This is a genomic window from Ruegeria sp. 6PALISEP08 (genome assembly GCF_001238295.1).
Classification (GTDB): Bacteria; Pseudomonadota; Alphaproteobacteria; order Rhodobacterales; family Rhodobacteraceae; genus Ruegeria.
The window spans coordinates 111,446-135,022 of sequence record NZ_LGXZ01000007.1 but is presented as its reverse complement, the minus strand read 5'-3'; the positions used below and the strand labels follow the sequence as shown (position 1 = coordinate 135,022).

General features: G+C 55.8%; 25 protein-coding genes and 1 pseudogene. 9 read left to right on the top strand and 17 right to left on the bottom strand.

The genetic code is table 11. The annotated features are described in order from the left end of the window. Nucleotide 1: 1 nt before the first annotated feature. Together ALB80_RS12275 and ALB80_RS12270 are read left to right on the top strand one after the other, a co-directional pair. Nucleotides 2–343 carry an Hpt domain-containing protein gene (locus ALB80_RS12275; RefSeq protein ID WP_050604364.1) on the top strand — a complete coding sequence of 114 codons (342 nt, stop codon included), beginning with the start codon at nucleotides 2–4 and terminating at the stop codon, nucleotides 341–343. Then, the gene (locus ALB80_RS12270) at nucleotides 336–1,361 is read left to right on the top strand and encodes an adenylate/guanylate cyclase domain-containing protein (protein ID WP_050604363.1); all 1,026 of its coding nucleotides are present in this window, start codon (nucleotides 336–338) and stop codon (nucleotides 1,359–1,361) included. Before ALB80_RS12275 ends, ALB80_RS12270 begins: the two co-directional genes overlap by 8 nt. Here the strand turns inward: ALB80_RS12270 and ALB80_RS12265 are convergent. The 5 genes from ALB80_RS12265 to ALB80_RS12245 form a co-directional block, all read right to left on the bottom strand. Continuing rightward, nucleotides 1,349–1,546 carry a hypothetical protein gene (locus ALB80_RS12265; RefSeq protein ID WP_050604362.1) on the bottom strand — a complete coding sequence of 66 codons (198 nt, stop codon included), beginning with the start codon at nucleotides 1,544–1,546 and terminating at the stop codon, nucleotides 1,349–1,351. The genes ALB80_RS12270 and ALB80_RS12265 overlap by 13 nt on opposite strands. Nucleotides 1,547–1,582: 36 nt before the next feature. After that, nucleotides 1,583–2,284 (bottom strand): class II aldolase/adducin family protein, encoded by a 702-nt coding sequence (locus ALB80_RS12260; protein WP_050604361.1) that lies wholly within the window; start codon nucleotides 2,282–2,284, stop codon nucleotides 1,583–1,585. Nucleotides 2,285–2,404: 120 nt separating this feature from the next. Beyond that, nucleotides 2,405–3,457 carry a sterol desaturase family protein gene (locus ALB80_RS12255; protein ID WP_050604360.1) on the bottom strand — a complete coding sequence of 351 codons (1,053 nt, stop codon included), beginning with the start codon at nucleotides 3,455–3,457 and terminating at the stop codon, nucleotides 2,405–2,407. A 92-nt stretch (nucleotides 3,458–3,549) separates the two neighbouring features. Continuing rightward, nucleotides 3,550–4,386, bottom strand: a complete 837-nt coding sequence (locus ALB80_RS12250) for a 3-methyl-2-oxobutanoate hydroxymethyltransferase (RefSeq protein WP_050604359.1) — start codon at nucleotides 4,384–4,386, stop codon at nucleotides 3,550–3,552. Nucleotides 4,387–4,404: 18 nt separating this feature from the next. Beyond that, entirely contained in the window at nucleotides 4,405–5,403 is a 999-nt protein-coding gene (locus ALB80_RS12245) for an NAD(P)-dependent oxidoreductase (RefSeq protein ID WP_083445284.1), read from the bottom strand. 89 nt (nucleotides 5,404–5,492) lie between these two features. On the opposite strand from ALB80_RS12245, the gene ALB80_RS12240 reads away from it, so the two are divergent. Then, nucleotides 5,493–6,377: a LysR family transcriptional regulator gene (locus ALB80_RS12240; RefSeq protein WP_371255980.1), complete on the top strand. Its 885-nt coding sequence runs from the start codon at nucleotides 5,493–5,495 to the stop codon at nucleotides 6,375–6,377. Between the two features lie 331 nt (nucleotides 6,378–6,708). Continuing rightward, the gene (locus ALB80_RS22825) at nucleotides 6,709–6,831 is read left to right on the top strand and encodes a hypothetical protein (RefSeq protein WP_256364019.1); all 123 of its coding nucleotides are present in this window, start codon (nucleotides 6,709–6,711) and stop codon (nucleotides 6,829–6,831) included. Between the two features lie 49 nt (nucleotides 6,832–6,880). Here ALB80_RS22825 and ALB80_RS12235 read toward each other — a convergent pair whose 3' ends face one another. The 7 genes from ALB80_RS12235 to dctP all read right to left on the bottom strand — a co-directional run bounded on the left by ALB80_RS12235 (nucleotide 6,881) and on the right by dctP (nucleotide 14,313). Continuing rightward, nucleotides 6,881–7,249 carry an FAD-binding oxidoreductase gene (locus tag ALB80_RS12235; RefSeq protein WP_050604356.1) on the bottom strand — a complete coding sequence of 123 codons (369 nt, stop codon included), beginning with the start codon at nucleotides 7,247–7,249 and terminating at the stop codon, nucleotides 6,881–6,883. 807 nt (nucleotides 7,250–8,056) lie between these two features. Then, nucleotides 8,057–8,470 carry a universal stress protein gene (locus tag ALB80_RS12230; protein ID WP_253276873.1) on the bottom strand — a complete coding sequence of 138 codons (414 nt, stop codon included), beginning with the start codon at nucleotides 8,468–8,470 and terminating at the stop codon, nucleotides 8,057–8,059. A 112-nt stretch (nucleotides 8,471–8,582) separates the two neighbouring features. Further along, nucleotides 8,583–10,097 carry a malonyl-CoA synthase gene (locus tag ALB80_RS12225; RefSeq protein ID WP_050604354.1) on the bottom strand — a complete coding sequence of 505 codons (1,515 nt, stop codon included), beginning with the start codon at nucleotides 10,095–10,097 and terminating at the stop codon, nucleotides 8,583–8,585. 5 nt (nucleotides 10,098–10,102) lie between these two features. Beyond that, nucleotides 10,103–11,362, bottom strand: a complete 1,260-nt coding sequence (locus ALB80_RS12220; RefSeq protein WP_050604353.1) for a malonyl-CoA decarboxylase — start codon at nucleotides 11,360–11,362, stop codon at nucleotides 10,103–10,105. Then, nucleotides 11,359–12,675: a TRAP transporter large permease gene (locus tag ALB80_RS12215; protein ID WP_050604352.1), complete on the bottom strand. Its 1,317-nt coding sequence runs from the start codon at nucleotides 12,673–12,675 to the stop codon at nucleotides 11,359–11,361. The genes ALB80_RS12220 and ALB80_RS12215 overlap by 4 nt, the downstream gene beginning before the upstream one ends. A gap of 5 nt (nucleotides 12,676–12,680) precedes the next feature. Continuing rightward, nucleotides 12,681–13,223, bottom strand: coding sequence for a TRAP transporter small permease (locus ALB80_RS12210; protein WP_050604351.1), 543 nt, complete (start codon nucleotides 13,221–13,223; stop codon nucleotides 12,681–12,683). A gap of 103 nt (nucleotides 13,224–13,326) precedes the next feature. After that, complete coding sequence (dctP, locus tag ALB80_RS12205) at nucleotides 13,327–14,313, bottom strand: TRAP transporter substrate-binding protein DctP (protein ID WP_050604350.1); 987 nt, start codon at nucleotides 14,311–14,313, stop codon at nucleotides 13,327–13,329. A 138-nt stretch (nucleotides 14,314–14,451) separates the two neighbouring features. Here dctP and ALB80_RS12200 point away from each other — a divergent pair, with 138 nt between their 5' ends. The 3 genes and pseudogenes from ALB80_RS12200 to ALB80_RS12190 all read left to right on the top strand — a co-directional run bounded on the left by ALB80_RS12200 (nucleotide 14,452) and on the right by ALB80_RS12190 (nucleotide 16,741). Further along, a complete protein-coding gene (locus ALB80_RS12200) occupies nucleotides 14,452–15,096 on the top strand; it encodes a GntR family transcriptional regulator (protein WP_050604349.1) in 645 nt (214 codons plus the stop codon). 178 nt (nucleotides 15,097–15,274) lie between these two features. Then, a pseudogene (locus ALB80_RS22665) lies at nucleotides 15,275–15,400 on the top strand (creatininase); the annotation flags it as partial. Between the two features lie 525 nt (nucleotides 15,401–15,925). Next, nucleotides 15,926–16,741: a DUF2189 domain-containing protein gene (locus ALB80_RS12190; protein ID WP_050604347.1), complete on the top strand. Its 816-nt coding sequence runs from the start codon at nucleotides 15,926–15,928 to the stop codon at nucleotides 16,739–16,741. 53 nt (nucleotides 16,742–16,794) lie between these two features. On the opposite strand, the gene ALB80_RS12185 is transcribed toward ALB80_RS12190, so the two are convergent. The 5 genes from ALB80_RS12185 to ALB80_RS12165 are packed head-to-tail and all read right to left on the bottom strand — an operon-like array spanning nucleotide 16,795 to nucleotide 19,761. Continuing rightward, nucleotides 16,795–17,928, bottom strand: a complete 1,134-nt coding sequence (locus ALB80_RS12185) for an energy transducer TonB (protein ID WP_050604346.1) — start codon at nucleotides 17,926–17,928, stop codon at nucleotides 16,795–16,797. Then, the gene (locus ALB80_RS12180; protein ID WP_050604345.1) at nucleotides 17,925–18,302 is read right to left on the bottom strand and encodes a biopolymer transporter ExbD; all 378 of its coding nucleotides are present in this window, start codon (nucleotides 18,300–18,302) and stop codon (nucleotides 17,925–17,927) included. The genes ALB80_RS12185 and ALB80_RS12180 overlap by 4 nt, the downstream gene beginning before the upstream one ends. A 4-nt stretch (nucleotides 18,303–18,306) precedes the next feature. Then, nucleotides 18,307–18,633 (bottom strand): biopolymer transporter ExbD, encoded by a 327-nt coding sequence (locus tag ALB80_RS12175; protein WP_050604494.1) that lies wholly within the window; start codon nucleotides 18,631–18,633, stop codon nucleotides 18,307–18,309. A gap of 31 nt (nucleotides 18,634–18,664) precedes the next feature. After that, nucleotides 18,665–19,330, bottom strand: a complete 666-nt coding sequence (locus ALB80_RS12170; RefSeq protein ID WP_050604344.1) for a MotA/TolQ/ExbB proton channel family protein — start codon at nucleotides 19,328–19,330, stop codon at nucleotides 18,665–18,667. Then, nucleotides 19,327–19,761, bottom strand: coding sequence for a hypothetical protein (locus ALB80_RS12165; RefSeq protein WP_050604343.1), 435 nt, complete (start codon nucleotides 19,759–19,761; stop codon nucleotides 19,327–19,329). Before ALB80_RS12165 ends, ALB80_RS12170 begins: the two co-directional genes overlap by 4 nt. Before the next feature lie 512 nt (nucleotides 19,762–20,273). On the opposite strand from ALB80_RS12165, the gene ALB80_RS12160 reads away from it, so the two are divergent. Continuing rightward, on the top strand, nucleotides 20,274–21,188 hold the full coding sequence (locus ALB80_RS12160) for a FecR domain-containing protein (protein WP_256364022.1): 915 nt from the start codon (nucleotides 20,274–20,276) through the stop codon (nucleotides 21,186–21,188). Between the two features lie 32 nt (nucleotides 21,189–21,220). Continuing rightward, the gene (locus ALB80_RS12155) at nucleotides 21,221–23,452 is read left to right on the top strand and encodes a CHASE2 domain-containing protein (protein ID WP_050604341.1); all 2,232 of its coding nucleotides are present in this window, start codon (nucleotides 21,221–21,223) and stop codon (nucleotides 23,450–23,452) included. Nucleotides 23,453–23,577: the final 125 nt, after the last annotated feature.

Below are 23,577 nucleotides of genomic sequence, written 5' to 3'. Positions count from 1 at the left end.
CATGACAAACGGACCAATTGATCTTGATATCTTCGCTGAGCTCAAGGACGCGACTGGCGACGAATTTGCCGCCGAGCTTGTAAACACCTTTCTTGACGAGGCCCCCGGCATGATTGCCGAATTGAAAGCGGCTGCCGACGCATCCGATGCCGATGGATATCGCCGCGCAGCTCATTCCATCAAATCGAACGCAAACACTTTTGGTGCGACTGCGCTGGCGGAGTTGGCAAGGAAAATCGAACTAGGGGGCATACCCGCAACTGGCGATCCTACGGATGCCAAAGCACTGGAGGCCTCTTTCGCTAAAGCTGCTGCGGCCTTGCGGACCCTGAACAATGACTGATGCACCCGGCCATCTCCTCATTGTTGATGACAACAAGGTCAATCGGCTGCTCCTGTCTCGCAATGTTGAACTGTTGGGGCACAAAGCCTCTGTCGCGGAGAACGGTCGCGTCGCGATGGAGATGCTGTCGAGTCAGTCATTTGACCTGCTTCTACTTGATATCGAAATGCCCGAAATGGACGGGTTTCAGGTTCTGGAGGCAATCAACGCGGACCCCGATCTGCGCGAATTGCCGGTGCTTGTGACTTCTTCGGTCGAAGGGCTCGACAATATTGTGCGCTGCATCGAGTTAGGCGCAGAAGACTACTTGCCCAAGCCAGTGAACAAGACACTTCTCAGCGCTCGCGTCTCCAGCGGCCTTGAAAAGAAGCGACTGCGGGACGAACAAAGACGCCTGCTTGAACGCTTCGCAACAACCGAGGTTGCGCAAGACCTGCAAGAGTCCGGTTTTGCCATCGGCGGCAAACGTGCAAATGCATCAGTCCTCTTTTGTGATATTCGCGGTTTCACGACCCTGTCGGAAAACCTTGCACCTGAGGCAACAATTGATCTGCTCAACACTTTTTACACGCTGATGTTCGAGGCGGTGACCAGCAATGGCGGCATTGTCAGCCTGATGCTGGGTGACGGATTGATGGCTCTCTTCGGTGTTCCGCAGCCGCTGAACAATACTGCGCAAAGTGCGGTTGCCGCAGGACATGAAATGCATAGCATGATCGAGATGCTGAATCACGACCGGCTCGCTGATGGCGAAGAGAGCCTCAGGATCGGCATCGGTATCGCTACAGGCGAAGTCGTCGCGGGCTATGCCGGCACTGACAACCGGGCGACCTATACCTGTATCGGATCCACGGTAAATCTCGCGGCCCGATTGGAAGCTGAAACCCAGAACACTGGAAGCCGGATTTTGGTTGATCAAGAGACCCTGGATCTGCTGGACGGGGCTGATGTACAGAAGACATTTGGCAAGACCCAGATCAAGGGCTTCTCTGATCCGTTCGACATTCACGCGTTGTGATCTTCCCGCAGGAATACCGGTTCTCGGATATCATTTCTTGCAAACGTGCATTCGACTAAAGAAGCCTGCCATTGCAGCCATTCGATCTCGTTTCGAGAGATCAGGTCGTGATTTTTCGCCCGGCCATTTGCCACATCGACGACATGTTCCTGACCACCGAATTCGACACAAGTAATTTTTGGCATTTTCTTTCCTTGTTCACGGTACGGGAACTGATGGGCTCAGCTGTCAAAATCCGACCCTTCGGTGCGCAGGATATCCTTGATCTCGCTCAGGTGAGATTCGGCCTGACCGGGGAAACCCTCGAGTTCTAAGGATGTTTTTTCGGCGATTTCGTCAGACAGGACCCGCAGCCGCAGACCGGTTTGCACGGCCCGGATATAGGTTTCAGCCGCGCGTTCGAAATAATACAACCGGTTGAACGCATCGGCCGGGTCGGAACCGAACACCAGCACACCGTGGTTGCCCATGATCATTGTCTTTTTCTTCGGGTCCTGAAGTGCTGCGGCACAGCGTTCTCCCTCTTCTTCAAAGGTCAGCCCGCCAAAGTGATTATCCACCAAATAGCGTTTGAAGAATGTTGCGGTGTTCTGGTCGATTCGCGGCAAGGTGCTGTCGGCCAGAGAGGCGAGAACTGTCGCAAAGATCGAGTGGGTGTGCATCACGCAATGCGCATGTGGACAGCGTCGGTGGATCGCGCCATGAAGGCCCCAGGTTGTCGGATCAGGCGCGCCGGGCCGGTTCAGCGTGTCGGGATCGTCGGCGTCCAGCAACAAAAGGTCTGACGCGCGGATACGGCTGAAATGTACCTGATTGGGGTTCATCAGGAACTGCGTGCCATTGTTATTTACCGCCAAGCTGAAATGGTTGGCCACCGCTTCGTGCAGACCCAGGTGTGCTGTCCATTGAAAGGACGTGGCCATGTCGATACGCAGATCTCAATGGTCGATGTGCTTGGTGTCGGAAATAGATTTTGCGGTGGCCATGTTTTCGTCCATCCGGGATGGGTGTGCCTGACACCACCCGGTCAGGCACTGTTTGTGTCAGCTTGACTTGTGCATCTGCCCCTTGGCGTGCATTTCGCGCTTGCGGTTCCGGGTGCGTTTCGTGGCGTTTTCGGACCCGTCATGATAGGTGCCGAACCACTTGTCCCAGGGCATTTCCGCGTTGCCATAGTTGCATTCGTAATAGCGGTGATGCAGCTGGTGGAAAAAGGCACCCAGCAGCAACGCCTGACGGTCACGCGCCCAAATCGCCTCATACCCTGAATGTGACGAGGCTGCGCCGAGCATCAGCCAATAGCCCAGAAACAGCATGTGAACCGGGTGGCTGGGCAGGATCAGAACGATCAGGATCGCACTGAGGAAACCAAACGATTCAACCGGGTGCATCGACATGCCGGACCATGGGCCGGTGTTCACGTTGCGATGATGAACGGCGTGCACATGACGGTAGATGAACGGCTGGTGCAGGAACAGGTGCACCACGTAGAAATGTAAGCTTTGCCAGATGGCAAGGATCGGGAACAGCAGGACGAACCAGATCGGATGCGCGGCAAAGCTGAGCGTGCCGATATAGTTGTTGGCGTACATCCAGCGCAAAAAGCACTCAAAGCCAGACAGGAAGGTCGCGCCGAAGACCATGGAGTAAAACATGTTGTCCCAGGTCTGATAGCCGAATTTATACAAGGCGTTCTTGCGCTTCATATATGGGCGCGGGTCGTACTTTAGCAGCTTGCCCTGCCCGTCAATTCCGTAGAACCAGAAATGCAGGCCACCCGCGACGATCAGCAACAACACCCAGTTGCGCACAAAGACATGCGCCATCCAGTCAAAAGCAAATCCAGTCTGATCCGGGCCAACCGGCTGCAGCCAGAAGCCCACCAGAAACGCCAGTACCAGAAAGATCGAGCGATCCGAAAATTGCAGCCAGTTCTGCCAGGTCCATTTTGTAAGCGCACTTAAGTTTGGCGGCCAGTTCCAATAAGGTGCGAATTTCACCGGCAGTTCGGGGTGCCAATGCCATTCCCGGCTCACCGGGCCGGGTTCGGTTTTGGGTTGCGTTTCCGCATTTGGGTTGGTGTCGGCTGTGGTCATGTCCTGTCCTTTCCTGAAAACGTAGTGGTTTCAGGAGAGGCGCGGGGGCGGCTCATAGGGGTATTTGCGTGATGCTTTGCAATTCATCGGCACTACTCGTGGAACGGGCGGCGCTTATCCAGCGCCTCGCGCAGCTTGTCATGCTCGCCGGGTTTCATGGCAATACTGGTGGCTGCATCGGGATAACTGCCATTCAGCACGGCCGTGCGATAGGCATTTAAGCCTTTCATACGTTCGGCCTCCAACTGAGCGCGGACACTGGCCATGTCAGCGAATGCCTTAGCATGACGTGGCGGGTGTTCGGTGTCGCCACAGGCATCATCCTGAAACAGGAAGATGACGTCCGCAGCCCCGCCCGATCCGATGGAATGAGTGATCAACCCGGTGCGCGGGCTGATCTCGGCAATCGCCTGGTCCGCGACGCATTCCAGTTCGACGGCATAGGCACCGGCATCCTCCAGACGACGCAGATCGTCGGCCAGTTGCATCGCCTCATCCGCTGTGCGGCCATAGGCGCGTAGCCCGCCAATCTGTGTGGACAGGCGCGGCACCAGACCCAGATGGCCCTGAACGGCCAGCCCTTCATCGGCCAGCAATTCAACCGCCTTGAAACTGCGCAGGGTGTAAACCGCATCAGCCCCCGCAGCAGCGGCGCGAATACCGGCGCGCAGGATGTCCTGATGGGTCTCATAGTCGCTGGCCATCAGGGCGGCGGTGGTAAAGGTGTCGGGCGCGCCGGCGCGCACCTCGGCCAGATCATGATCGACAATCGAAAGATGGTCGATCCCGGCGGCTTCGGCAGCGGCTGCCTCAATCCGGTTCACGGCGGTGGTCTGGACAAACTTGCGCTTGCCCTTGCCCGCTTTGATATCCGCAACCGTTAGGTTGCGCGTCGCGGGAAACCCGCCAAAGGTGTAGATCCGTTTCATGACAGCCACCGTCCTGACTTATTCAGCCGCCTTGAGCTGCGTGCCCTGCGGGATCACCTCGTAACCCGGCTCTTCGGGTTCATCGTCCAGCATTTCCGGCGGGAAACCGGGCGCGCGAATATCCAGCCCTGTTGCCTCTTCCAGACGTTTGATGATGTTGGGCGAATAGCAACGTTCGCCAAAGCGTTCGATACCGTCCTCGAAGATCTGCACCAGCATCGGTGAGATTTCCAGCGGCACATTGTGGCGATCAGCCACCTGCTGGAACAGGCCCGCGTCCTTTTTCACCAGATCCATAGTGAACGAGATATCGCGCGACCCGTTCAGGATCACCTGGCTTTCTGTTTCATGCACAAAGGACGTACCCGAAGAGATCTTCATCGCCTCATATGTAGTGTTCAGGTCCATACCTGCCGCCTTGGCGGTCACCAGCGCCTCGCAGCAGGTGACGAGGTTGGCGGTCGCCAGATAATTGGTCACGACTTTCAGAACCGACGCAGAGCCCAACTCGCCCGTATGCAGGATGCGGCGCCCCATCATGGTCAGGAAGGGCAGAATACGTTCGAACGTGGCGCGATCACATCCGGCAAAGATCGAAATGTTGCCTGTATCCGCGCGATGGCACCCCCCTGAGACTGGGCAATCGACGGCCGCCCCACCGCGTTCCATCACCATGGCACCCAGGCGTTTGACCTCAGCTTCATCCGTGGTGGACATTTCCATCCAGATCTTGCCCTCTTTCATTTCAGGCAACATTTCCTGCATGACCGTATCCGAGGCTGCAGGCGATGGCAGACAGGTGATAACTGCATCACAATCGCGCATCAGTTGCGCGGGGTTTTCACCGCGCTTTGCGCCGCGCGACACGAAGTCATCAACAAATTCCTCATTGAGATCATGCACTGTCAGGTCGATGCCGTTGCGCAGCAACGAGCCCGACAGCTTGCCACCCACATTTCCAAGACCAATGAATCCAACTTTCACTTGCGCGTTCCTTTCTTCAGTACGATCCGCCAATTTGCGCCACTGACATTCCGGAATGTTAAATACCAGTTGAAGCCTTGCTCAAAACGAATAAAACGGGCGAAGATAGGCAAAAATATTTGGTGCTAAAAGTGTCAAAATCGCCCAACCTGATATGGCTTCGATCCTTTGAATGCGCAGCACGGCACATGAGCTTTACCGCCGCCGCCGTTGAACTTGGTATAACTCAGACCGCGCTGAGCCTGCATGTCCGCTCGTTGGAGGCCCAGTTGGGCTGCCCTTTGTTTTTTCGCGCAGCGCGCAATCTCAGCCTGACGGAGGTCGGGCAGGCCTATGCCTTCTCTGTTCGGCGGGCTTTGGGTGACATCGACCTGTCAACGGCAAGCCTGTTTGGGACCAGTCAGTCGCAAGAGCTGATCGTGCGGGTGCCTATATCCACGGCAACCTTGTTTCTTGCTCACAGGTTGCCTGAATTCTCTCGTCTTTATCCGGAATTCTCCATCAGACTTGTTTCGAACATCTGGGCAGAATCCGCTGGGCGCGAAAACGTCGATGTAGAGTTGCGATTGGGGAAGGGGGGGTGGAGTGATGCGCCGTTCCGGAAGATTTCGGATGAGCGTGTTGTCCCCATCGCGGCCATCGCTCTGGGGGCAGATAAAGTCCCGGCCAGTGAGCTATTGAACATGCCCCAGATTCAAATATTGGGGTTTCAGGACATGTGGCCCGAATATCTCTCGGCGTTTGATGAACAGTACACAGCCGCATCCCCATCCGTGGCTGTGGATACGACAATTGCAGCAGTCGATATTGCAGCCGCTGGCGGTGGCTGCGCACTGATTCTTGAGAGATTTGCCAAGACGGCCATCGCAACAGGAAGAACCATCGCAATTGTCGGAGATGCCGCTCCGATAGAGCAGAGCCACTATCTTGTCGGGGGGCAGAAATCCCAATCCAACGACGCTGCCAAGAAGATGTTCGAGGTCTGGATTGAACAGATATTTGCGTGATTGCCTTTCTACCTTTGAAAGAATACCGACAGTTAACTGAGTGCCTTGCTTTTCCGCGTGGTCCGTCACGCGAGATTTTTTTACTCGATCTTGTTGCGCACGGTATGAATGACCGATCTCGAGTCTGCATTGCCGCAATAAGCGTTGAAGCAATCCGGCGGATTTCGTGCTGTGAGCGCGCACAGCAAAAATTCGACACTTCAGAAACAGAACCTACAAATCACCTCTTTCGGAAAATACGCACCCTTGAATGAGATCGTCACTGTCAGCTCCTGTGAAATTCGAGCATGCGCTACCAAAACTACGCTCGACCTGACAGGTGGGAACGAAGTTGGCGACAGAACTTGCATACCTCTATCAACCCTCGATGTCCGACACACGCGCAATTGCAGAAGCGGATGTGATCTTTATCAACAGCCTTGGTATTGAGACCGGATACGTTGCAATATTTTGAGAAGCGATACGGAGGTTCTGGCCGCCCCGTTGAAGGGTCATCTATGTGTCTATTCGAAGCGCGTCGCGCTGAAGGGTGACAGAACAGTGTTGTTTCGCGCGCCCGTGATGACATCCGCCACGAATTGGCCGGTTTTCGGTGCCATCATCAACCCGTAGTGGCTGTCGCCGAAGGCGGCTATGAGGCCGGGTAGACCGTTGATTTCACCGATGCAGGGCAAACTGTCGGGCAGGCTTGGCCGTTGACCTGACCAAGTGGACGTTTGTTTGTCGTTGAGATCAGGCAACAGCGCGCGGGTCAGTTTGACCACGCCGTCCAGCCGCTTGTGATTGATTGGAGTGTCCAACCCGGAAAATTCTGCGGTTCCGGCCACGCGCAGACCTTTGAACATCGAAGAGGCGACGAACTTCATGTCCATAAGGGAGGGCTGGAACTGCCGGCCCGAAGGGTTGCCAAGGAATTTGCAAGTGTCGACGGTGATGCCGAATTCGGCCAGGAAACTGATAAACAGGGCGGTCGCGGCCTCGGGATAGGCCGGTCAAGTAATCCGGTCATGCCAAAGTCTCAACACTGGCCGTCAACGAATTGGTTGTGGCTGGATCCATAGACTGCCTTCCCGTCAGAGCTTTGCGTCCCTGTCTGAAACCATTCGGACGGATAATGTCGATACCGCAACCAATGGGTTACGCATCGAAATTGGTTTTTTTCCAAACCGCATGATGCATTTAACTGCTGACAGCCATCATGACCCGACCATCGACCCCGGCTGAGACAGATCAAGTCGGTGATCCGGATCCTTGGGAAATCTTGGCGGTGCACCGAATGGAAGCGACTGTTCGTTACTCAAGTGGCAGAGGTTTCGTCCTGAGAAACACTGCAGGACATGGCCAAAACGATTAATGATCAACGCAATTCTGGCGGGAAGGTGCGTAAAGCATGGTCAGGCGATCCGGGCGCTGCGGCCAATGCTGTCAATTCTTAATGTGATGCACACCTGGTCGGGTGTTGTCGCTGTCAGTCGCTGTTTTTTATCTGTGTTTGCCGAACCCTGGCCTAACGTTTTTACCATGGCGGGTTCAACGCGCGTCATGCCCCGGGGTACTGCGCTTGCCAAACGGCTGATGGACAAGTTCGCGGGGGTAACATCACGAATACCAATTCCCCCCAAATCATGGCTGAGCTTACGTCAGAACACGCATTTCGAACTTCAACCCTGTTTTAAGAGTCAACGGACGACATGAACTGAGCAATCAGCGTGCCGTACGACACGTGCAGCCGTCGAGCCCAGAGAGTAATCCTGCAGGCCAGGGCGAAAACTTGCGATCACGATGCAATCGAAATCGTGTGCGTCGGGATAGTCGAGAATACCGCGCCCCGCATGCCCCTCGACAACGTCGATGCGCGCGTCGTTTACGTATCCGATCAAGGGTTTAAGCTTTTCCGTAATTGCGGCCTTGGCGACTTCAAGATGGTTCTCAGGCAGCAGATCGCTGGTGTATTGCGGCAGGTGTTCAACCACATGCAACAGCGTCAGAGTGCCGGATGGTTGTGCGAGAGCACGCCGAACGCTGATGGATTGGACCACATCTCGATCAGCGACCAGCGACACCGGATAAGAATGTTCTGGTACATCTTTCAAACTCCGTGTGAGAAAAAATCAACGACCTGAAGCCAAGGAGGGCGCGGCTTCAGGCCGTTGAAAGGAAACCCGCGGATCGAGGAGATCCGCCGCGAGTTTGGGGAGCGAAACTTCACGCTACTGCAAACATGTCTTTGTATTGGTCACGCAGAATGTTCTTTTGAACTTTGCCCATTGTGTTACGGGGCAGTTCTTCCAGCAGGATCAGCTTGCGGGGGTGCTTGAACCGCGCCAGGCTGTCGTGCACGGCACCCATCATGGCATCCAGATCGGGGATCTGGCCCGGTTCGGCAACGATCACACCCAGAACGGTTTCACCAAAGTCGGGATGCGGCACACCCACAACTGCACTTTCCAAGACACCGGGCTGATCATCCAGCACCAGTTCGATTTCTTTGGGATAGATGTTGTAGCCGCCCGAGATGATCAGGTCCTTGTTGCGACCGACGATATGAACATACCCTTCATCATCGATACGACCCAGGTCACCCGTGATGAAGAACCCGTTCTCGCGCAGCTCGGCTGCGGTCTTCTCAGGCATCCGCCAATAGCCTTTGAATACGTTAGGACCGCGCACCTCGATTTCCCCGATTTCTCCTTGGGGCAGGGTATTGCCATCAGAATCACAGATCTTCAGCTCGACACCGGGAAGCGGAAACCCGACGGTTCCGGCACGGCGCTCGCCGTCATACGGGTTTGAGGTGTTCATGTTGGTTTCTGTCATGCCATAACGCTCGAGGATGCGGTGGCCGGTGCGGCCTTCGAACTGCACATGGGTTTCCGCCAGCAGTGGGGCCGAGCCCGAAACAAACAGCCGCATATCCGCAGCCAGTTCTCTGGTGAACCGCTCATCATCCAGCAGGCGTGTGTAGAATGTTGGCACTCCCATCATTGTGGTAGCATTTGGCATCCGGCTGATGATTTTATCCAGGTCGAATTTGGGCATGAATACGATGCTGCCGCCCGCTGCCAAAGTGACGTTGGTCGCCACAAACAGTCCGTGAGTGTGAAAGATCGGCAGCGCGTGCAGCAGCACGTCGACGGATGTGAAACGCCATTCGTTGACCAGTGTTTGCGCATTCGACAACAGGTTATTCTGTGTCAGCATCGCACCCTTCGAGCGACCCGTTGTGCCCGAGGTATAGAGGAAGGCGGCCAGATCATCACCATCGCGATCGACGGTTTCAAAGCTGGCAGGCATGGTCGCAGCCTGATCCATCAATGTGCCGCTTCCATCAGCATTCAGGGTTTCCACCTTAGCGCCCAACTGTGTCCCCACCGGGGTGAGCTTTTCTTCGCTCTTGCTGTCACAAACGATCAGGGACGCACCGCTGTTTTCGATGAAATAGGTCAGCTCATCCACCGTATAGGCGGTGTTGAGTGGCAGGAACACCAGACCAGCTTGCGCACATGCAGCATACAGCGCCAGCGCCTCGGGCGACTTTTCGATCTGCGCGGCGAGACGATCACCGGGTTTCAGGCCCAGTTGGGTGGCGACATGCGCAATCTGCGCGGCGGTGCTCAGGAAACCCTGATGCGTGATGGTTGTCCCGTCTAGCAGGTGCAAAAAAGGTGTATCTTTATCGGCATGAACGCCGAACAAGCCATCATAGAGAGGGTTAGCCATGAAGTTTACCTTTCTTGTGTCATGGTGAGAGAGGCGGACGCAGCGAGGGATTTTGCCTCGGCTGAAGCGATCACCTCGCGGGTATTGGCGAATTGCTCGTGGTTTTGGGAAACGCGGGACAGGTCATACAGATAGTTGACCATGGTGCCGCCGGACTGCGCCCGCCCCTTTTCCGAGATATCGGCATCGGCATGAACCGCGTGGACCAGCGCGCCATTGCCCAGATGAAACCGGGCTACCGGGTCGAACGGCATATTGCCCCTGCTTTTGACGTTCAGCAGATAATGTGCCGCCAGCGCCTTCATCTGGTCAGGCTGTTCGACATCCCATTTGAAACCCTTTTCTGAGAGCCATTTGGTCAGACCCGGAATGGGCGAAAGGGTGACGAAGGTTTTCAGCCCCGACAATTCTGCTGCCAGATCCGAAGCTACCTGTTTTATCAACGAATTTCCGAATGAGATGCTGGCAAGGCCCGCCTGACAGTTGGAAATGGAGTAAAACACCGCCGTGTCGGCCTGATCCTCCGGCATCGGGTCACGGTCTTCGGCGAGCAGAGCCTGGACCGATCCCGGAATGCCGCTGTTCAGTGCGACTTCGACGAAGATCAGCGGTTCGTCGGGCATTGAGGGGTGGAAGAAGGCGAAACACCGCCGGTCTACGGGTTCCAACCTGCGGCGCAGGTCGTCCCAGCTGTCTATGGCATGCACTGCCTCGTAGGCGATGATCTTTTCCAGAATATGCGCTGGGCTTTCCCAGTTGATTGGGCGTAGGACCAGAAATCCTCGGTTGAACCAGCTGGCAAACAGGTGCCGGAAATCCAGATCCAGCGCTTGCAACTCGGGTTCTTTACCGCCCAGCCGAAGCAGATCGGCGCGCATCTGCACCAGCGCGCCAGTGGCCCCGGGTACGCGGTTCAGCCGCCGGATCATTTCCTGCCGGGCTGGTTCTACCGCAGCCGCAAAGCTGCGATAGGTCGCTTTCGAGGGGTCACGCTCGTATGCGTCCAGCGATGACCGCACCGCATCGGGGTCGATATTCATAGCCGTGGCGAGATAGCGGAAGAACTCCAGCTTTTCGTCATCCGCCAGCGCGTCGAACCGGGTCAGTATTTCCTCGGCCAGAGCCAGCCCCGAGGTTTCCCCGGCGGACCCAACCAGCGCGCCGGCCAGTTCAGTCAGCGGGCGGCCATCCAGGGCCGCGCCCGCCGCGCCGCGGCGGTAGCGCCGCTCGAACACGGTGGACAGAAGATCCGCCAGCAGGGTCATATCGCCGCTCCCATCACCATATCAGGCAGCCATGTGGCCAGACCGGGGAACAGGCACAGCAAGACAATCGCAATCACCATGCAAGCCACAAAGGGGAGAGAGCCTGTCAGGATGGTTTTCAGCGAAATGTCGGGCGCGATGCCGTTGATCACATAGAGGTTCAGGCCGACAGGGGGTGAGATCAGGCCAATCTCCATATTGATGGTCAGCACAACCGCGAACCAGATCGGGTCGAAGCCAGCGGTAGTGATGATCGGCAGCAGGATCGGTGCTGCCATCAGGATCACCGCAACGGGGGGCAGAAAGAAGCCGGCGATCAGCAGGAACACGTTGACCGCACCCATCAGAATCCAGCGGTTCACATCCAGCGTACCGATCCATTCGGCAATCGATTGCGTGATGAACAGCGAGCTGAGCATGTACGAAAACACACCGGCGGCGGCGATGATAAACAGGATCATCACGCTTTCTTTGGTGCTGTCGCGCAGCACAACCCAGATGTCCTTTGGGTTCCACAGCTTGTAGATGATCATCGCGATCAGCAGGCAGAGCAAGGCGCCCACGGCTGCGGTTTCCGACGGCGTAGCGATACCGCCATACATGGCATAGAGCACGCCCAGAATGATGCCGAGGAAGGGCAACACGCGTGGCAGGATCTCGAACCGCTCGGCCCATGTATAGCTCCCGGAACCCAGTCGGGTCGCGTCACCCGATTTCCATGTGGAATACAGCGACCAGGCCATGAACAGACTGACCAGCATCAGGCCTGGGATCACACCGGCCAGGAACAGGCGACCAATCGATGTCTCGGTGGCGATACCGTAGACGATCATGGTGACCGACGGCGGGATCAGGATGCCCAGCGTACCGCCTGCAGCGATCGAACCAGCAGCAACACCGTCGGGATAGCCGCGCTTGCGCATCTCGGGGATGCCCATCTTGCCGATCGCGGCACAGGTTGCGGGCGACGAACCGGACATGGCGGCGAACAGGGCGCAGGCACCAAGGTTCGAGACAACGAGACCGCCCGGAACACGGGTCAGCCAGCGTTCAAGTGCTTCATACAAGTCCGCTCCGGCCCGCGTTGAGGCGATGGAGGATCCCATGATGATAAACATCGGGATCGAGAGCAGGGCGAAGTTGTCGAGCTTACCGAAAAGGATTTCCGGCATCAGTTCCAGCGACCGGGGGCCGTCGAAGATGATCAGGAACCCGGCCGAGACGATCAGCAGGCCGATAGCGACCGATACGCCTGAGAACAGAACGAGAATGGTGGCAATGGCGACTACAGCGCCGAGCAGAAGAGGGTCCATCGACTTTACTCCAGTCCGAAGGGTTTATCGATGCCAAGCAGGACGGCGACGAGGTCAGCAATCAGTTGCAACAGCAGCAGTCCAAAGCCGACGGGGATGGACAGGTAGGGAATCCACAGGCGAACACCCCAGACAGTGTCGGATTTCCAGCCACGCTCCCACGCGAAGTGCCAGTATTCATAGCCGTAGAACAGCATGACCGAGATGATGGCGATAGACAGGACCGAGGTCAGGATCGCCATAAAGAACCGTGCGCGCGGGGCCAGCGAGATTGGGATCAGGTCGACATTCACGTGCCCGCGCAGACGCTGCACATAAGGCAGACCAACCAGTGTGGCGGCGATGACAAGATAGATAACCGCTTCGGTCTGCCAGATGGTCGAGCCATTCAGGACAAAGCGCACGATGATCATCTGACAGGTGATGGCGACGGCTGCGACGATCATGCCTGCCGAACACCAACCCGCCAGAGTTGACAGTGCTGCGACAAAGCGAAGGAAGGGATTGTTCCCGGTGTGGGAAGCAACGGCAGAGCTGTGGCCAGCCATTTGCGCCTCCTGTGATTGAGATGCAATTAAGTCTGAAGATCAGAGAAGTTCAGATGAGATAAAGCAGGTTCCGGGCGACGGCAACGCCGCCCGGAAGTGGGGGTCACTCGACCGCCAGCGCCTTGTTCAGCAGGTCCTGACCATCAGGAACCTCTTCTACAAAGGCTTTGTAGGATGTCTCTTGCGCCAGTGTGCGCCATGCTTCGAAATCTTCCGGGCTCATTTCCGCGATTTCGACGCCGGCTTCTTTAAAGACCTTGGCCGAGTTGGCATCCTGTTTCTTGGCTTCTTCCAGATAGAAGGCCTCTGCTTTTTCCGAGGCAGCCAGCAGGGCGGCCTGCTGTTCTTCGTTCAGGCCATCAAAGGTGGACTTGTTCATCAGCAACGGCTGGTACATGAACCACAACGCCACTTCGCCCGCAGGAGTGTAGCAGGCAACCTGCTCGTAGATGCGGTAGCTGACGAAGGAAGACGACGACGTGTTGGCGGCTTGCAGAACGCCGGTCTGCATGGCGTTGTAGATTTCTGACGATGCCATCGACGCGATTGATGCGTCAGCACCAGCCAGCATCTGTTCGAACGACTTGCCCGCCGCGCGGGTTTGCAGGCCCGCTATGTCTTTGGGATTGGTAATGCATTTGTCCTTACCGGCAAAACCACCGGCCAGATAACCGTGGACCAGAACCATCACATCGTCCTCGGCCATCTTTTCTTCCAGCGCTTCCATGAAAGGAGAGGCGGCCAAACGAGCCGCATGGTCATGGTTCTTCACCAGACCCGGCATCAGAGTCAGGTTATAAGCAGGCTGCTGTCCACCGGCATAGCTAAGCGGCAGAACGGTCATGTCCAGCTGGCCACGGCTGAGCGGCTTGTACTGCTCGCGCGGTTTGAACAGTGATTTCGATCCGAAAATCTTGATCTCCAGATCGACATCTGCTGCGGCAACCTCATCCGCAACGATCTGGGCGACCTGATGTCGGATGTCTTTGTTCGACCACTGATGCGACAGGCGCAGTTCTTCCGCGGAACCCAACGTGCCCACGGATGCAAGCGCCAAAGCAGCGACGGCTGTTTTGAACATGGCTTTCATTTTTTTCCTCCCTTTTTCAACCCGGGCTTGCCGGGGATAACCAGAAGCATACGGGTAGTATGTTTTTTAAGTCAACATTTTTGTATACAAGATTTGAAATCTTGAGTTCTCACCCATTCGTGAGTAAAACCTAATCCTATGGACCAAAGACTTGCCGATACCATCGCTCAGGACCTTGAAGAGTTGATCTTCGACGGTACCTTTTCGGATGGAGAACGTCTGGATGAAGTCAAACTGTCAGAGCAATTCGGAGTATCCAGAACACCACTTCGAGAAGCATTTCAGAGGCTTGCCTTGTCGGGGTTGGTTGACCTGATCCCGCGTCGCGGTGCCTTTGTCAGACAGCCTGGTCCCGTAGAACTGATGGAGATGTTCGAAGTCATGGCCGAGCTCGAAGCCGCTTGCGGTCGGCTTGCCGCGTTGCGTATTTCTGATGAAGCAATGAAAGACCTAACTGACGCCAACGCGAGATGTCAGGAGGCCGTCGATGCAGTTGATCCGGACACATATTACCTCGAAAACGAACGTTTCCACAAAATCATATACAACCAATCCGGCAACTCGTTTCTAGAGCAAGAAGCGTCAAAGTTGCACAGACGGCTCAAACCCTTCCGCCGACAACAGCTTAGGTTTCGGGGCCGTATGGATCAGTCAATGTCCGAGCATGAGAACATCGTGCGCGCGCTGGACAGTGGCAACCCTGAGGAAACGGCAAATGCGCTGCGCGATCACGTGGCAGTTCAGGGTGAAAAGTTTCATAACCTGATGGCAACGCTCAAGTGACATAGCTGAAAAGCCCATTAGTTTCTTCACACGGTTTTTGATACCTCACTGTCGAAGTGCGACCGGGCCGCGAGGGGTCGTCGCTGGGTATTGTTCTGCGGTGGGTGCGCATGGGGCGCTCTTCGTCTCAGGCCATAGCGTTTGAGTGTGACCCCTTGATTACTCGGGCAGTGCGCCAACCCATGCCGCAGGCCAGCCAGCGGCAGAGGGCTATCGCGAACGCGACGTTCTGGTGATCACTGAAGATGGCAACGAGAACATTACCGGTTATCCTTACGGGACAGAGTTCAACGTCGTCGCTTAGTAAACGCGGTTGAACCCAAACTCAGCCGTGATCTCCTTTTGATCACGGCAAGAGACACCCGAGTGAAGATAGAAAAACGCGGCGGGGAGGATAACGTCCTACGGCTTTCTCGCCGCTATGAATGAGGTCAATGGCAGACCCTCAAATGTTTGCCGATGCGGGCCATTTCCTCGCTAAGATCTGGCCCAAAGCTTTGCAACAAATTCGGTCGTATGTTGTGGACCTGAAGCGGGTGGGTGCAATCGAATGGCTTCTTCAGAATCCAACCGGATCATCCTGCGTCACCCTTCATAAGAAGAGTATTTTCAGCCGAGCACAAACGATGACGGGGCTCAGTCAGCCTCGCGAGCTGCCTGGTTTTTTCGCGGTGACGTAGTCCGGCGGCCAGAATGCAATGGACAGTTAAGAGAGCCACAATACTCCTCCCTTGCCGATGAAGCGTGTCTGATGCAGAATTATCGCGGAAAAAGGGCTTCTGGTTCACCACCAAATCAGCCTGATGCCATGCTTTGGGAGGAGTGCGTCATGACGTCCAAGCCCGAAAGGTCAACACAACCAGACAACACGACGCCTCAGCAGGCGATGCCCAAGGTCAATAAGCTGACTGCGGGGGATATCACCGCATCGCTGAAAGCCGGTTTTTCGGACTTTCTGGCACGCCCCATCATGAGCAGCTTTTTCGGGCTGTTCTATGCGGTCTTTGGATTTCTGTTGGTTTGGGCCCTGGTGTGGCTGGGAAAGATCTGGATGATTATCCCTGCCATAGTGGGCTTTCCGCTGGTTGCGCCATTTGCCGCCGCCGGGCTTTATGAGATGAGTCGCCGGTTACAAACCGGCGAGAGTTTCGGTTGGTCTGAAATCCTCACCGTCATGGCCGATCAGCGAAAGCGCGAAATGGGCTGGATGGCTTTTGTCACCCTGTTCATTTTCTGGGTTTGGGTTTACCAAATTCGACTTTGGCTGGCGATCATCCTGCAGAACGCGTCCTTTTCGAATTTTGAGGGGTTTCTCAACACGGTTTTCTTTACACCTCAGGGCTGGACCTTTCTTGCTGTTGGTACCTGCGTCGGCGCATTTTTGTCGGCTGCGCTGTTCTCGGTGACTGTTATTGCCATGCCCATGCTGCTTGATCGGGAAACCAATTTCGTTTCTGCCATGCTCACCTCTGTTCGTGTCGTCACAGAAAACCCGGTGGTCATGCTCAGTTGGGCGGCGATCATCTCCTTCACCATGCTGGTGTCGCTGATACCGGCATTTCTGGGCCTGATCTTCACACTGCCGATCCTTGGTCACACCACATGGCATCTCTATCAACGCGCTGTTTCACCCGCACAGACGTGATACGCCCAGATTTAGCTCTTGAGTGAGCGAGCACTTCTGACACAGCCGTCGGATCACCTGATCTGGTAATAGAAGGACAGTTTTCGGCTGACACCGCCTGGAGGGCGGGGAAAGGGGGCAGCGGTCCGGACCTGTTCCTTGGCGGCGCGTTCTATATCTGGCGAGCCGGAACTTTCAACTACATCTACCCATGCCAAACTGCCGTCGGGGCTGATCTCAAAGAACACGCGCGCATAGCCGCGAGCCGCGACATAGACGAGTGGCGCGCGGTTCAAGTGAACCAGAACCTGGCCAGCATAGTTCGTTGAATCCGAGTTGCCCGGCCCGCGCCCCCCGGAACGGGTGCTGCCCCTGTTTTGCCGGAAGACGTCCACACCTTCTCTTCGATAAGCGGTGAGGGGCGACTCGATTGTCTGCTCTGGAAAGCGCAGGTTGTCAAAATTGTTGAACCGGTCAAGTGCTCTGGGAAGTGCCGCTTGTGGATCGCGGTTCGGCGGGCGGGGCCGCAGCGACGAGACCACGGCCTGCTCGGACTCGCTGGTCTCTGTTTCAGGTGCGGGCAGCACCGCATCTTCTTCTGAAGATTCCGGGGCCGCATCTGGTGTGACGGGTTCTTGAGTTTGAATGTCTTCCGGGACGACCGGAGACAGCTCGGGCGGAAGTGCGGCAAGCTGTTCCTCGGACACCGGTTCTTCGGCAGATGAAGGTTCGACCGGATCGACCTCTTCGCTCGGCGGAGCCTCTGGCGTTTCGGTGACGGGATCGGACGCCGCGGTTTGACCTTCGGCATCTTCACCCGTGTCGTCCGCGCTCTGGTCCACAGGTTCAGTGACTGCCTCGTCGGGTGCCCTCGGCTGAATGATCGTCGAAGAGCCGGTGTCCGGCGCATATGTCTGTTGCGGGTCGGGTGACGCAACACGGGCGTCGCTTGTGGGGATCTCGGCCTCTTGTGGCTCGATCGGTGGTTCTTCAGGAGGGAGCGGGGCCTCAGCCGGTTTTGGCTGAACTGGTTCAATCGCGGTATCAGCAAACTCTTCGAAGCTGTTGCTCAACTCGACTGAGTCCGTGCGGCTTTCACTTGGACGCGGGTTTGACAAGCTTGGTACCGTCATACTTAGGCCGAGGAAATGAGCCAGAACTGAAATCGAAATCGCAAGGAATGCGACGAATAAAGACCGCCTGATCATTCGAGCGCCTGCTCGGTCACCAGAAATACCGAAGCCGCCCCTAACCGTCGCAGACTGCTGGTGATCTCCATCAATCGCGGCGCGGACGCGTTCCTGTCCGGAATGATCCGAACAGGCCCAGTGTCATGATTTGCCATGAAGGTTTCGGCATCTATCGGCCTGCCACGAAAGCTCAATGCCCCGTCCTGATGCAGGACAAGTGCATCCGGTGGTTCGCGACCTTCAAGATCAGCGGTGTTCACCAAATCCAAGTCGGGGTCCAGTGGTGGCGCTATTGTGCCCGCGATCAGGAAAAAGACCAGTATCAGGAAAACGACATTGATCAGTGGAATGGTCGAGTCGCGGTTTCGGCTGGTTCGGATGTGACGGATCATAGTCTTACTCCAACACCCGTACTGTCAAACCTTCGCGCCCGCGCAATCGAACAAGAAGGTCCACAAGGCGTTGTGCAGACGTGTCAGGATCAAGGTTGACCAGAACCTGACCAGTTAGGGCCTGATCCGCCATGTCCTCAAGCGATATGGGTTGACCGTTCAGGACCACGCGCGTGGCTCCGAGTTGGACGAAAAAACGTTCGGTTGGCTCGGCCTCGCTTTCTCTGCCCGTGGTCACGCTGCTGAGTTCAATCTCGCTGAATCTCGAAAAAGTCGAAGACAACATGAAAAACAGCAACAGCAGAAAGATCACGTCGATCAGGGGCGTCATCGACATGCGCCGCCGGACAAATGGCGCGGTGTTACGCATGTTCCGGTACAACGGAAACCGCTGTGGCCCCTGTTGCGCTGTCAATCGAGGGACCCGGGACCAGAACCGTGCGCAATGCCTTGTCCGCAAAGACACGCTCGCGCGCTGTGCGGCTTTCAAGCCAGGACAAAACCATCGAAGTTGGCATCGCAACGGCCAACCCTACGGCGGTGGTTATAAGGGCGACCCAGATCCCGCCCGCCAGAACCGACGGATCTACCGATGACCCCGCAGTTTGCAGACTTTGAAAGGCGCTGATCATGCCCAGAACCGTGCCGAAAAGACCCAACAGAGGTGCAAGTTGCGCCACGGTGTCCAGCAGGCGGAAACCGCGTTCCAGCCCGGCAAGAACCAGACCGGCCTCGGCATCCAACCGGTCGTCGGCCCCGGGAAGGTCGGATGCATCCATCGCGGCGCGGACAATGGGGGCAAGGTAGCTGCTGCTGTCAGCCAGCCGTTCACGCGCTGCAGCCCGGTCGCCTGCGTCCCAGGCCGCAAGTGCCTGGGACAGAACCTTGTGCCGCCCGACACCGCAGGCGGCAAACTGCCAGAGTTTGTAAAGAGTGACAGCCAGTGTCAGGACGGACATCGCGATCAAGATCGCGACAACCGGCCCACCAAGTGTAAAAATTTCACGAAGTGCGTTCAACGGGTTCATCCCAAAAGCTCCATGTCTACCCGGCTGCTGAGCGTCAGGGCCTTTTCGCATATCTCGCTTTCAGAACCGGCCACCACGCATGAGTTCGTGCCATTGATCAACGCTTGCCCGACTGTGTCACACGCTCTGTTAGGCAGGTCGAATTGGCGGACACGAGGTCTGCTTGCCGGTAATTCACGGAAATCGAATAGAGAAAGGCTTATTACACCACCCTCAGCATCAAAAACGACAGTTTCAAAAACTGCGCCATCTATCGAATGCTCGGTTTCATTTTTGACCAAGAACGTCAACCTGCACGATCCGGAGACATCCTGTATTGCGTTCAACTCAACGATTAGATTGCCTGGCGGTTCGGTGTCAGATTGCGCGAACGCCATGGAGGGCAGACTGCCGCAAAACAATGCCGCGACAATAAGGCGACGAAAAAACATGTGCTTACTCCGTTTTGCTGCGTTCAGTGTATCAGGCAGCGACCATCAACTGACTCTTTTGTTTGTTGTCTTAGTTGTGCGCCAAGTAAAGGGTAACGAAGGTTCGAGGAGTAAAAGGATCGTCAGCGCCAGTTGATATGTGTTTCCACAGGGTAAGAGATACGGAGCCAAGACGGAATTTCAACTGTTCTGGGGAACATCAAACCCGCCCTTCACTAAACTGGGGGTCAAGTCGCAAATAGGTGCACGACGGCAGGCAGAAATGCTTACCCGATCAAAAGGATGTACGGCGCCACCAACCGACAACTAGAACGCGATTTGCACATAAAACTTGCTAAGAGCGCTAAAAATAATGAATATTTGTATATATTTTTAGTGAGTCAATAAAGCTGCAAACAAGCTTATTGTGAGGCAAGTGTCGAGCACAGTGCGATCCGCACGCATCAGGACCCAAAGGGGGAAGGGGCTCGATTTTGTCGTGGTTAAAGATTGTTTTGATTCTTTTCGTCGTCGTGATCATACCGTCGCAGACGATTGCTAATATTGGGAAAGTCATCAGCGCGGAACAAGGTGCACAGCTTATTCGAGGGGGAAAAGCACAGCCCGTATATTCAGGGATGGAGGTCGCGTCAGGGGATACTATTTCGACGGACCGGACGGGTTTGATCCAAATCGTCTTTGTGGATGAAACCAAGATCGCAATTGGACCCAACGCTCGTATGGTGTTGGATGTGACCCTGTTGCGTGGCAACCGCAAAGCCAAGAGCTTTGCTGTTCAGGCTCTGGGCGGCAGCTTTCGGTTCATTTCCGGCAAAAGCCGAAAGCGGGCCTATTCGATCAGGACACCATCCGCAACGATGGCGGTGCGCGGCACAACGTTCGACATGTGGATTGTGTCAGACCAACAAAGTGCCATGCTTGTCTTGCAGGGTACGGTTCGAATGTGCGGTCAGAAAGGCTCGTGTAGGTCTTCAGGACGCCAGTGCAGTATGTACGCAACAAGCGGGCGTGGAACTGTCGGACGCCCTGCTGATCAGGCGCAATACGAACAAGCGCTGAAAAGTGGATTTCCTTTTATCCAATCGCAAGAGAGTTTGTTGCCCCCATTGCAGGTAAGAGTGGAAGGTTGCGCCGGTGAAGCTGCACCTGTGCGGCGTGTCAAACCCAACAGATCAGAACCCCGCGCAGCCGCTCCTCAGCGGCAAGTGTCAACCGAAACCGTGAATGTGAGCCCTTCGTCAAGCCCGTCACCTTCAGGTAGTCCGTCACCTACAGAGCAGGCTGAACCGGAAAGAGAAGAACCAGAACAAGAGGAGCCGGAAAGAGAAGAACCAGAGCATGATGAGCCTGAGCATGATGAACCAGAGCCTGACGAGCCGGATCGAGAAGGGTCTGAAGAGGGGCTCTCGATAAACGTATTTGATTAACAAGGGCTTGTTCCTCTTTTCCGGAGGATAGATTGAGCGAAAAAACACGAAAAACCAAGAATGGACGATGGGCTTTTCGCCTTGTGGGATTGGTCCTGATCCTCGTGGGCTGTTTTATCCGGGTATTGGATCCTTACCCCGTACGAATGACGCGTCTTGTCTATTTCGACGTTCTTCAAAGATTATCCCCTCGCGAGTTCAATCCCGACCTTCCCATACGCGTCGTGGATATAGATGAAGATGCACTTGCCAATTGGGGGCAATGGCCGTGGCCGCGCACCCTCGTGGCTCAGCTGGTTCAAAACCTGGGCGAATACGGTGCCGCAGCCATCGCATTCGATATGCTGTTTGCCGAGCCTGACAGGTATTCACCATCGCGCCTTCTGAATGATCCGTCCCTGGCGGGAATTCTGACCGTGGAACACCATGCCAAGAGATTGGACAATGATATATTGCTTGGGATGGAAATCGCCTATTGGCCAGTGGTTTTGGGCGCGGCCGCACGGTTGTCTGAAGAAGGCAAGAATGTCACCTCCAAAGCCGGTATCGTCGAGTTTGGTGAAAATCCGACTGCGGGTCTGATCTCGGTTCCTCATTGGACGCCAATTGCACCGCCTTTGGATCGCACCGCCGCGGGTATAGGTGGGGTCAATGTCTCTCCTATCGGCGGGACCGGAATTGTGCGCCGCGTACCGGTTCTTTGGAACGGGCCGGATGGGCCAATGCCAGGTTTGGCCGTCGAATCTCTGAGGGTCGCACTGGGAGAAACCAATATCTTTGCCGAAGGCTCAATGGATGAAGAGGGCATCATGCTGGCTGTTGAGGTCGGCGGATACCAGGTGCCAACGACCGAGAATGGCGAGCTTTGGCTGAAGTACAGGCGGGACACTCCCGATCTTTACATTTCGGCAGGTGAGGTCATGACCGGTTCTGCCGACCCGTTATTGCGTGCCGAAATCGAAGGGCGCATCATACTTGTTGGAACCTCTGCCGCCGGTTTATTCGATATTCATCAAACGGCGCTGGGTGAAAGCGTTCCCGGCGTTTCCATTCACGCACAGATGATCGAGCAAGTCCTGACCCAGGAAATGCTCAGCCGGTCTGACGTGACTTCGGCGCAGGAATTGCTAGCCTTTGCGCTTCTTGGGCTTGTCGTGATCGCGGTCATGTCCAGCTTTGGCGCCGTAGCATCCTTTATTGCCGGTGGTGTTGCCGCAGCAGCTGTTCTTGCCATCAGTTGGCTGGTTTTTCAAAATCAGTCGGTACTGTTTGATGCAACGTTTCCCTTGATTGGCGGAATCGCAAATTTCGGTCTTTTGGCTGGATACTTGTTCATATCGACCGAGCGAGAAAAGCGTGAGATCCGAAAAGTTTTTTCGCACTACGTTGCACCGGAAATCTTGGATGAAATGGAGCATACGGGCCACCAACTGAAACTGGGAGGCGAGATTCAGGAAATCACCGTGATGTTCTCGGATATCCGTGGGTTTACGGCTTTGTCCGAGTCTGCGTCGGCAACAGAGCTTGTTTCGCTTTTGAATGCGCTGTTTTCCAAGATTGGGGATCAGATTCTGTATGAGCGGGGGACAATCGACAAATTTATCGGTGACGCGGTCATGGCTTTCTGGAACGCACCTTTGCCCGTTGCGGATCACCCATGCCGTGCGGCGCTTGCTGCGCTCAGGATGAGAAGTGCCCTGGCGGAGTTCAACGCATCCGACATTATGCAAGACCGACAACCCATCGCACTGGCAACCGGAATTGCCACAGGGCAGGCTTGTGTCGGGAACATCGGGTCACAAAAACGGTTCAACTACACAGTTATTGGTGATGTGGTGAATGTTTCGGCGCGGATCGAGCAATGCTGTCGCACCGTGGACTATGACATTGTTGTCTCAAGCGCAGTTCACCAAGCAGGTCAGTCTGATCTGGCCTTATTGGAGGCTGGCCACGTCGACCTGAAAGGCAAAGCTTTTCCCGAGCCCGTCTTTATTCTGGTAGGAGACCGCTCAGTGCGGGAAACTGATGCGTTCCAGAATCTCCTTGCTTTGCATGGCGAGTTGTCTTCGGCGTTGGCGGCGCGAGAGGCTCAGGCCAGCATTGAGCGTATATGTCAGCGTTGCGAAGAAATAGCCGAAGACATCGAGCCGGGGTTATGCCAGTTTTATCGCGCAATACCGGGTCGCGCGGCTGATTTCAGGTCAGACATGCCGACTGGGCATTATGTGTTCAGTAGATACAATCGTAGAGTGGGAGCTGAATAGCCTTTGGATCCAACGGCTTTGCGTTATTGGTCGGCGTTGGATCATTGCGCCACGCCTCCCAAGGGTGTTGGTTGACAGCTGACCCAAGATTGGCAGCTGAGCGACCAAGGTCCGTATATGGGCGC